The organism is Zongyangia sp., assembly GCF_965361945.1.
In genome coordinates, this window is sequence record NZ_CBDTOK010000033.1 from 1 (window position 1) to 7,578 (window position 7,578).

The 7,578-nt window shown below is 52.6% G+C and carries 11 protein-coding genes and 1 rRNA gene; 7 read left to right on the plus strand and 5 right to left on the minus strand.

Annotation, left to right across the window (positions count from 1 at the left end; all coding sequences use genetic code 11):
* Positions 1 to 207, plus strand: a 207-nt coding sequence (locus ACZ25G_RS01960; RefSeq protein ID WP_463681358.1) for a DUF6483 family protein, incomplete at its 5' end; no start/stop codon positions are given.
* 73 nt (positions 208 to 280) lie between these two features.
* On the opposite strand, the gene ACZ25G_RS01965 is transcribed toward ACZ25G_RS01960, so the two are convergent.
* The gene (locus ACZ25G_RS01965; RefSeq protein ID WP_463681359.1) at positions 281 to 841 is read right to left on the minus strand and encodes an NERD domain-containing protein; all 561 of its coding nucleotides are present in this window, start codon (positions 839 to 841) and stop codon (positions 281 to 283) included.
* A gap of 307 nt (positions 842 to 1,148) precedes the next feature.
* On the opposite strand from ACZ25G_RS01965, the gene ACZ25G_RS01970 reads away from it, so the two are divergent.
* On the plus strand, positions 1,149 to 1,913 hold the full coding sequence (locus ACZ25G_RS01970) for a heparan-alpha-glucosaminide N-acetyltransferase domain-containing protein (RefSeq protein ID WP_463681360.1): 765 nt from the start codon (positions 1,149 to 1,151) through the stop codon (positions 1,911 to 1,913).
* 50 nt (positions 1,914 to 1,963) lie between these two features.
* Here the strand turns inward: ACZ25G_RS01970 and ACZ25G_RS01975 are convergent, their stop codons facing one another.
* Complete coding sequence (locus ACZ25G_RS01975) at positions 1,964 to 2,275, minus strand: 2Fe-2S iron-sulfur cluster-binding protein (RefSeq protein ID WP_191482329.1); 312 nt, start codon at positions 2,273 to 2,275, stop codon at positions 1,964 to 1,966.
* Between the two features lie 148 nt (positions 2,276 to 2,423).
* Positions 2,424 to 2,606 (minus strand): hypothetical protein, encoded by a 183-nt coding sequence (locus ACZ25G_RS01980; protein WP_191482330.1) that lies wholly within the window; start codon positions 2,604 to 2,606, stop codon positions 2,424 to 2,426.
* A 396-nt stretch (positions 2,607 to 3,002) separates the two neighbouring features.
* Here ACZ25G_RS01980 and ACZ25G_RS01985 point away from each other — a divergent pair, with 396 nt between their 5' ends.
* The 5 genes from ACZ25G_RS01985 to ACZ25G_RS02005 all read left to right on the plus strand — a co-directional run bounded on the left by ACZ25G_RS01985 (position 3,003) and on the right by ACZ25G_RS02005 (position 6,657).
* Entirely contained in the window at positions 3,003 to 3,866 is an 864-nt protein-coding gene (locus ACZ25G_RS01985; protein ID WP_191482331.1) for a pyridoxamine kinase, read from the plus strand.
* Positions 3,867 to 3,910: 44 nt separating this feature from the next.
* A complete protein-coding gene (locus ACZ25G_RS01990) occupies positions 3,911 to 4,474 on the plus strand; it encodes an ECF transporter S component (RefSeq protein WP_191510644.1) in 564 nt (187 codons plus the stop codon).
* A gap of 91 nt (positions 4,475 to 4,565) precedes the next feature.
* The gene (locus ACZ25G_RS01995) at positions 4,566 to 5,039 is read left to right on the plus strand and encodes a metallophosphoesterase family protein (protein WP_191482333.1); all 474 of its coding nucleotides are present in this window, start codon (positions 4,566 to 4,568) and stop codon (positions 5,037 to 5,039) included.
* A gap of 18 nt (positions 5,040 to 5,057) precedes the next feature.
* Entirely contained in the window at positions 5,058 to 5,831 is a 774-nt protein-coding gene (locus tag ACZ25G_RS02000) for a biotin--[acetyl-CoA-carboxylase] ligase (protein WP_463681361.1), read from the plus strand.
* A gap of 70 nt (positions 5,832 to 5,901) precedes the next feature.
* Positions 5,902 to 6,657: an exodeoxyribonuclease III gene (locus tag ACZ25G_RS02005; RefSeq protein WP_463681362.1), complete on the plus strand. Its 756-nt coding sequence runs from the start codon at positions 5,902 to 5,904 to the stop codon at positions 6,655 to 6,657.
* A gap of 34 nt (positions 6,658 to 6,691) precedes the next feature.
* Here ACZ25G_RS02005 and lexA read toward each other — a convergent pair whose 3' ends face one another.
* Both lexA and rrf read right to left on the minus strand, forming a co-directional pair.
* Positions 6,692 to 7,300 carry a transcriptional repressor LexA gene (lexA, locus tag ACZ25G_RS02010; RefSeq protein ID WP_342680672.1) on the minus strand — a complete coding sequence of 203 codons (609 nt, stop codon included), beginning with the start codon at positions 7,298 to 7,300 and terminating at the stop codon, positions 6,692 to 6,694.
* A 142-nt stretch (positions 7,301 to 7,442) separates the two neighbouring features.
* Positions 7,443 to 7,559: ribosomal RNA gene (rrf, locus tag ACZ25G_RS02015) — 5S ribosomal RNA — on the minus strand.
* Between the last annotated feature and the right edge of the window lie 19 nt (positions 7,560 to 7,578).

Sequence of the window (7,578 nt, forward strand, 5' to 3'; positions counted from 1 at the left end):
ATCAACGAGGCGGAAAACCTGATCTTCGACGAAATCGAAAAGGAAGCCTCTCCTCGGATGCTGAAAATCGCCTGCGATTTTTACGGCACCTTGGCCCAGATGGAGGAGTCACAGCTTGCCGCTGCGGATTTTTCCCGGGAAGAGGTGGCTCAGGGCATCCGGGATATCGAGGATCTCTATGGCATCAGCCACCTAGAAAGCATATAGCCCCCGCCTCTTCCCGAGCAAGGAGGGAAAGGGCATAGAAAGCCATCCGCCTCAGGGCAGATGGCTTTTCTCGTTAGTTTTTCTGATGCTTCTGGATCAAGGACACCAGCAAGGGGACATCCACATCGTTGTCCTTGTCATATTTGACCTTATCCAGGTGTCCCCGCAGCTCATTGACCCGCAGGAAAGGAACCGTTTCGTGGACATAAATCTCCGTTTTTTTCTTAAAGGGGGAGAAGATGATCATTGGTTCCATCTGGATTTTGTAGACGTTGTTGGAGGCGAAGATGGTACGGTAGACATCAATATCCTTTTCCAGCTTGGTCAGGCCGTTGGGAATCCGGGTCTTGCGCTGGTTAGGGCTGACATAGGCCCAGGTCTCGTCCTTGGGATTGCCGTAATATTCGCCTGCATAATCCTCGGTTTCAAAGAAGATGATGCCGAAGAAGCCGATCAACATGAGATCGGTATGGGCGGTCCGCCCCTGGATGGAGACGGTGACATCTCGAAGCACCTTAAAATTGCGGACCCCAGCATAACGCCGGAGAATCCGATACGCTCTTTCCCGGACATACCGGCCCTTTTTCATCAGGTACATCCTGCGGATGGCAAAACAGGCAACAATCAATATCAAAACGGCTGCCGCCATACCAAATATCATTAAAATCCATTGTGTTTGCGTCAACGGCATCTTTCATAACCTCTTTATCTCACATGATCACAGCGGCGCCGGCCGCGGCGGGCTGTAACAGATATTCTATCACAAATTCGTCACAAAGAAAATAGCTCGGTACGGATAAATCCCGTTCCCTTTATGAATAAATTGTGAAATTTTCTGGATAGCTTTCTTGTTTTTTCCGGAGCCATGTGAGAAAAAATTGAAATAAAACCTCTGTCTATGCTATACTGGGGAAAACACCTGATAGAAAGAGGGAATTGCAGTGCCACAGCTAAAAAAGGGGCAGCGGGTATATCTCATCGACGAAATCCGGGGATTTGCTATCCTGTGTATGGTGATCTATCACGGGGTCTATGACCTGCTGGCCATCTTTGGGATTTCCTTCCCCTTCTTTTTCTCCCCCCTGATGAACGGAGTCCGGACCTTTTTCGCTGGTACCTTTATCTTTATTTCCGGCACGGCCTGTCAGTTTTCCCACAACAATCTCAAACGGGGCGCCATCTGCCTAGGGCTTGGCCTTGCCATCACCCTGTTTACTGCCCTGTTCCTGCCGGAGGAGCTCATTGTTTTTGGCATTCTCCATATGCTGGGCATCTCTATGATGCTCTTTGGCCTGCTCCGTCCCCTCTTTCAGAAGATCCACCCCATGGTGGGAGCTACCATCATGCTGGTCCTGTTTATCTTTACCTACGGCGTCACCAATGGCTATGTGGGCATCCCCTACTTCTGGGAGATTCCCCTGCCAGACTTCCTTTATTCCACCAGCTATCTATTCCCCCTTGGCTTTATCCCCGCCGGATTTTACTCCGCCGATTATTTTTCCCTCCTGCCCTGGCTTTTCCTCTTCTTTCTGGGCTCCTTCGTGGGGGTCTATGTCAAGGAAGGCAGGTTCCCCGCCCCCTTCTACAGAAAGCACAGCCGGTTTCTCTCCTTTGTGGGCCGCAAGACTCTGATTGTCTATGTCCTGCATCAGCCGGTGCTCTACGGCCTGATGAGCCTCATCGCCCTGTTGCTGCCAAACGCTTAATTTTCAACATCCAAAACGCCCCGAAAGCTTTGGCTTCCGGGGCGTTTTTCTTATTCTTTAATTAAGTATACCTTTGCATTGCCGTCGATGCGGACCATACAGGCCAGCCTGACCCCTCGCTCTACTTCCTCTGGGGTGAGAAGGGCCATCTCCTGCTCGGTCAAGGTGCCCACCAGGCCGGTGGCGATGACCTTGCATCTGCCGCAGGTGACATTGCCGTTGCAGGTGGAATCAATGGGAATCTCGTTTTCCTTCAGCAGGGAGAGCAGATGATCCCCTTTGTTTGCATCGATATATGTAACATGATCTCCGTCATAGACGGTGAGCCGGCAGACCATCAGCCATGCCTCCTCTGTTTTCATTTGTTTTCATTTCTGCTCCTATTTTACCGCATTTGAGGGAGAATAACTAGGGGTTTTTACAAAAAATTTCTCATTCGTTTTTTTCCGCCTTTTCCCCTTTCCATAAAAAAGGGAAGGGCCGCCGCAGCGGCCCTTTGGAGGGGGAAAATTATTTAACCATATAGGTGATGTTATCAACAAGATGGGAAAGGGTTCCCATGGCTTTGTCCATGCCCTTCTTCAGCTTTTTTCGCTGGGGTTTCATGGATTTGCCCGCCATCATATAGGCGGCGGTTCCCACGGCGATGCCTACGGCCGCGCCTTTCATCACGTTGGTCGCAGTTTTGTTCATAGCAGATACCTCCATTATTCAGCTTGGTTGCGGAAACGGCAGCGCCGTGCTTTGCCTGCCGTGCGCTTTTCTCTCTCGTGTTCCCGTCGTAGTTATTGTGTCCCGTTTTTTTGGAGATACTATAAAAAGCAGCCGTCCCTTCCCTGGTATTTTTACCAATTTCACAATGATCCATACACAGCGGCCACAAAATTTATACAATCTGAGACACGAGGGAATTTGACAGAAAAAAGGTGACCTGTTTTCTTGTGAAATGAAATGGTTTCATGCTAGAATGGATGAGGCAACATGGCAAACCTACACAAAAGAGCAAATTTTTTCATAAATTGCCGGCTTTTTGTCAAAGGTTTGATGTAGTCCTATAATCAAATTACATTGCGAATGCAGGTGAAATAGATGAACCACAGACCCATGCGGGTGGCTGCCATCCACGATTTATCCGGCTTTGGCCGTTGTTCCCTCACCGTGATCCTCCCCGTCCTTTCGGCTATGGGGGTCCAGGCTTGTCCCGTCCCCACCGCCGTTTTCTCCACCCATTTGGGCGGGCTGGGAGAGGTGGCCTATCGGGATCTGACCGACTTTATGGAGCCGGCCCTGGCCCATTACCGGCAGCTGGATATTGGCTTTGAAGCCATTTACAGCGGTTTTCTCAGCACCGAGGATCAGATTGGCCATTGCCTCGCCTTTCTGGAAAGCTATCCCGACGCGCTGGCAGTGGTGGATCCGGTGATGGGTGATCACGGCAAGCCCTATAAAAGCCATCCTCCGGCCCTGCAGCTTCGGATGCGGGATCTGGTCAGGGAGGCGGACGTAATCACCCCCAACCTGACCGAGGCCGCTATGCTGCTGGATCAGGACTTCCCCAGTTCCCCCATCACCCGGGCCCAGGGAAAAAGCATGCTGGTCCGGCTTTCAGAGCTGGGACCTGGAAAGGTGGTCATCACCGGGGTCAAGCTGGCCACCGGAGAGATGGCAAATATCGGCTATGACCGGGAGAAAAACGCCTTTTGGGCGGTGGACTGCGACTATGTTCCTGTCTCCTATCCGGGAACAGGGGATATTTTCGCCAGTGTGCTGACCGGCGGTATGCTCACCGGGGACAGCCTGCCCATGGCCATGGACCGTGCCTCCCGTTTTGTGGAGCTGGCCATCAAGACCACCTTTGGCTATGGCAGCGACACCCGCTACGGCGTCATGCTGGAAATGTGTCTGCCAGAGCTGATGAGCCGGGAGGTTCCCCACCGTTATCATATTTTTTAGTCCTCCTGTATCCGCAAAATTTAACAGAAATGGAATGGGACTTTATGCATCAAAAAACGACCACACGGGAGCTTGTGCTCACCGCCCTTTTTGCAGCGCTGTGCTTTCTCGGCACCTACATCAACATCCGGATTCCCTTTCCCGGCGGCGCCGGCAGCGCCATGATCCACTTCGGCAACATCTTCTGCCTCACCGCCGCCTTGGTGTTGGGCGGCGTCAAGGGCGGTTTGGCCGGCGGGCTGGGTATGGGCTTATTTGACCTGATCAGCGGCACCTATGCCCTCTACTCCCCCGGCACCTTTCTCGGCAAATTCCTCACCGGGCTTGTCTGCGGCCTCATCATGCACCGGGGGCACAAGCCTTTCTCCATGAAACGGGGTTTTCTGGCGGCAGGATGCGGCATCCTGGTCAACGTCTTTCTCTCCCCTCTCAACAGCATGATCGTCCTGTCCCTAACCTCCGGCGGTACCACAAAGCCCGTCCTCTTCGCGGCAGTTGGAGACCTGCTGCTCTCCCTTCTCAACGCCGTCATCGCTGTGGTCGTTTCGGTGCCTTTGGCTCGGGGCATCACCCTGGGGCTGGGCAAATCATCAGCCTCCCACCGGTAGGCTGGGAGCCCTTGTCTTTCCCAGGATGGCAGGGTATAATAGGGGACAACAGGTCGGGATTTGACCCGTCTGGCAGAAGGGGGAAATCATCGTGCGCATTGTGGTATTTTCTGATTCCCACCGGGATTTTTTTGCGCTGAAGAAGGCGGTGGACGCCCAGCCGGGAGCCAGTCTCTTCCTCCACCTGGGGGATCACATCCGGGATATGGAGGACTTACAGGACTGCTATCCCGAAAAGGCCATTCTCGGGGTGCCGGGCAACTGTGACTTTGGCAGCGATGCTCCGGTGACCCGGGTCTTTGAGGAGGCTGGGGTCCGCATTGCTATGACCCATGGCCACACCTTAGGCGTCAAGGGTTCCCTGGAGCCGCTGAAAAAATGGGCCCGTCAGGAAGAGGCTCGCATCGTCCTCTTCGGCCATACCCATATCCCTTTGAGCGCTTATGAGGACGGCCTTTACATCCTCAACCCCGGCAGCATCGGCCATCCCCGAGATGGAAGGCCCACTTATGCCATCATTGACATTGTCTCAAACGGTATAGTTACCAACATTATATACTTATAGTATAAAAAAGAGGACAAAATGAAACTGGAACACCTGACAACAAATGACCTGGGACGCCACTGCATTTATCTGGACGAGGTGGATTCCACCAACGAGTATCTCAAAAGGGAGGGCGCTTCCCTCCCCCATGGTATCCTGGTTCTCGCCGGCTGCCAGACAGCGGGCAAGGGCCGGCTGGGACGGCGCTGGGCTGCCACCGACCGGGATGCCCTGGCCATGAGCCTGCTGCTTCGGGATTTTGATGTACAGCGGTTGTCTGCCTTGCCCTTGGTCTGCGGTATGGCGGTGGCGCAGGGGCTGCGGGAGATGACCGGCGGCGACTTTGGTATCAAATGGACCAACGATGTGGTGGCCCAGGGCAAAAAAGTCTGCGGCATCCTCTGCGAATCCAGGCTGATGGGGTCGGGTGCTTTTGCTGTCTGCGGCATCGGCGTCAATCTCATTCAGAATGAGGACTATTTTCACCAGCGGGAACTGCCCTACGCCACTTCGGTGCGCCTTGCCACCGGCGTCAGCCTGTCTCCGGATAAGGCAGCAGCGGCAATCATGAATGAGCTGGAGCCGCTCTATCAATCCTTTGCTGAGAAGGGTTTTTCCTCCCTGCGGGAAGAGTACCGCCGCCAATGTGTGACCTTAGGCCGCCAGGTCCGGGTCACCTATGGAGGTGAGACCCGGGAGGGAGAGGCGCTGGACGTGGCGGAGGATGGAAACCTGATCTGCCGCATCGGCGGGGGTCTGGTCAAAATCGCCGCTGGGGAAGCCTCTGTCCGTGGAATGTATGGATATGTGTAAAAGTCCCTATCTGATATCTCACATTTAGATGACCCTCTGTAACAGCGTTTGTTAGGAAAGGATAAATAAAATGAAACTGATTTCTTGGAATGTCAACGGTCTGCGGGCCTGCCTGGGCAAAGGCTTCATGGACTTCTTTCACCTGGCTCAGGCGGATATTTTCTGTCTGCAGGAGACAAAGATGCAGCAGGGCCAGGCTCAGGTGGAGTTGCCCGGCTATGAGCAATATTGGAACAGCGCCGAGAAAAAAGGCTATTCTGGGACGGCGGTGTTCTGCAAGGAACATCCCCTTCATGTGTCTTATGGCCTGGGGATCCCCGAGCACGACAAGGAGGGGCGGGTCATCACGGCGGAATTTGACCGTTTTATCCTGGTCAATGTCTATACGCCCAACGCCCAGCGGGGACTGACCCGTCTGGACTACCGGATGGCGTGGGAAGACGCTTTCCGGGACTATGTCACCGGTTTGGATCAGCAAAAACCGGTCATCATCTGCGGGGACATGAATGTGGCCCATGAGGAAATCGATCTAAAAAACTATAAAACCAATGTGGGCAACGCCGGTTTCACCATGGAGGAACGGCAGAAAATGACCGAGCTTTTAGAAAACGGTTTTACCGATTCCTTCCGTCACTTTTATCCGGATAAAACTGGGGCCTACTCCTGGTGGTCCTATATGTTCCACGCCCGGGACAACAACGCTGGGTGGCGGATTGACTATTTTCTCGTCTCCAACCGTCTTGTACCGGAAATGAGGGACAGCCTGATCTATTCTGACATTATGGGAAGCGATCACTGTCCTGTGGGCTTAGAAATCTTTGCATAAAAAAATAGCCTTCCATCATGGAAGGCTATTTTATTTATTCGGCCGCACTGTGTGCTTCATAAAACCGGACAGAGGAAATCACCCGGCCTAATATCTGGACGTGGTCAGTATAAATCGGCTCCATGGTATCATTTTCCGGTTGGAGGCGGTAATGCCCATCCTCCTTATAGAACCGTTTAACCGTGGCCTCCTCATCGATGAGGGCGATCACTATGTCCCCGTTCTCCGCTGTTTGGGTTCTGCGGACGATGACATAATCCCCGTTTAAGATGCCGGCGTTGATCATGCTCTCCCCTTTGACCCGCAGCGCATATAAATCCTGCACATTTTTTCTGCCGCTGGGAATATAGCCCAGTATTTCTTCATAAGCCAAAATGGGATTCCCTGCGGTGACCAAGCCCACAATGGGAATTTTGTTTTCAGGGGGAACCTGCGCAGACGGATCTTTCAGCTTCACCGTCCTGTTAAGACCGTTCTTTTTTGAAATATATCCTTTTTCCTCCAGAATGCCCAAGTACTTATGTACCGTAGAGGTGGATCGAATTCCCACTCCAGCTGCAATTTCACGCACTGTCGGGGGAATGTCGTCTCCGCTGTGTTCTCTGAGATACCGCAGAATCTCCTGTTCAAAATCTATCTTCATACGCATCTTTCTCACCTCTACGCAATTCCTTTTTTCTATCATACCACAAACAAACGTTCATTGGCAATGGATAATTCGAAATTTGTCAAAAACACAGGATAAAGAAAAACCACAGCATGGAAACATGCTGTGGTTTTTAAGAAGCCGGCACCGACCTATTTTCCCAGGCAGTCACCCGCCAAGTATTTTCTGCACAGATGAGCTTAACTACTGTGTTCGGGATGGGAACAGGTGGGACCTCATCGCTATAGGCACCGGCAAAGGACAACGGGAAGTCA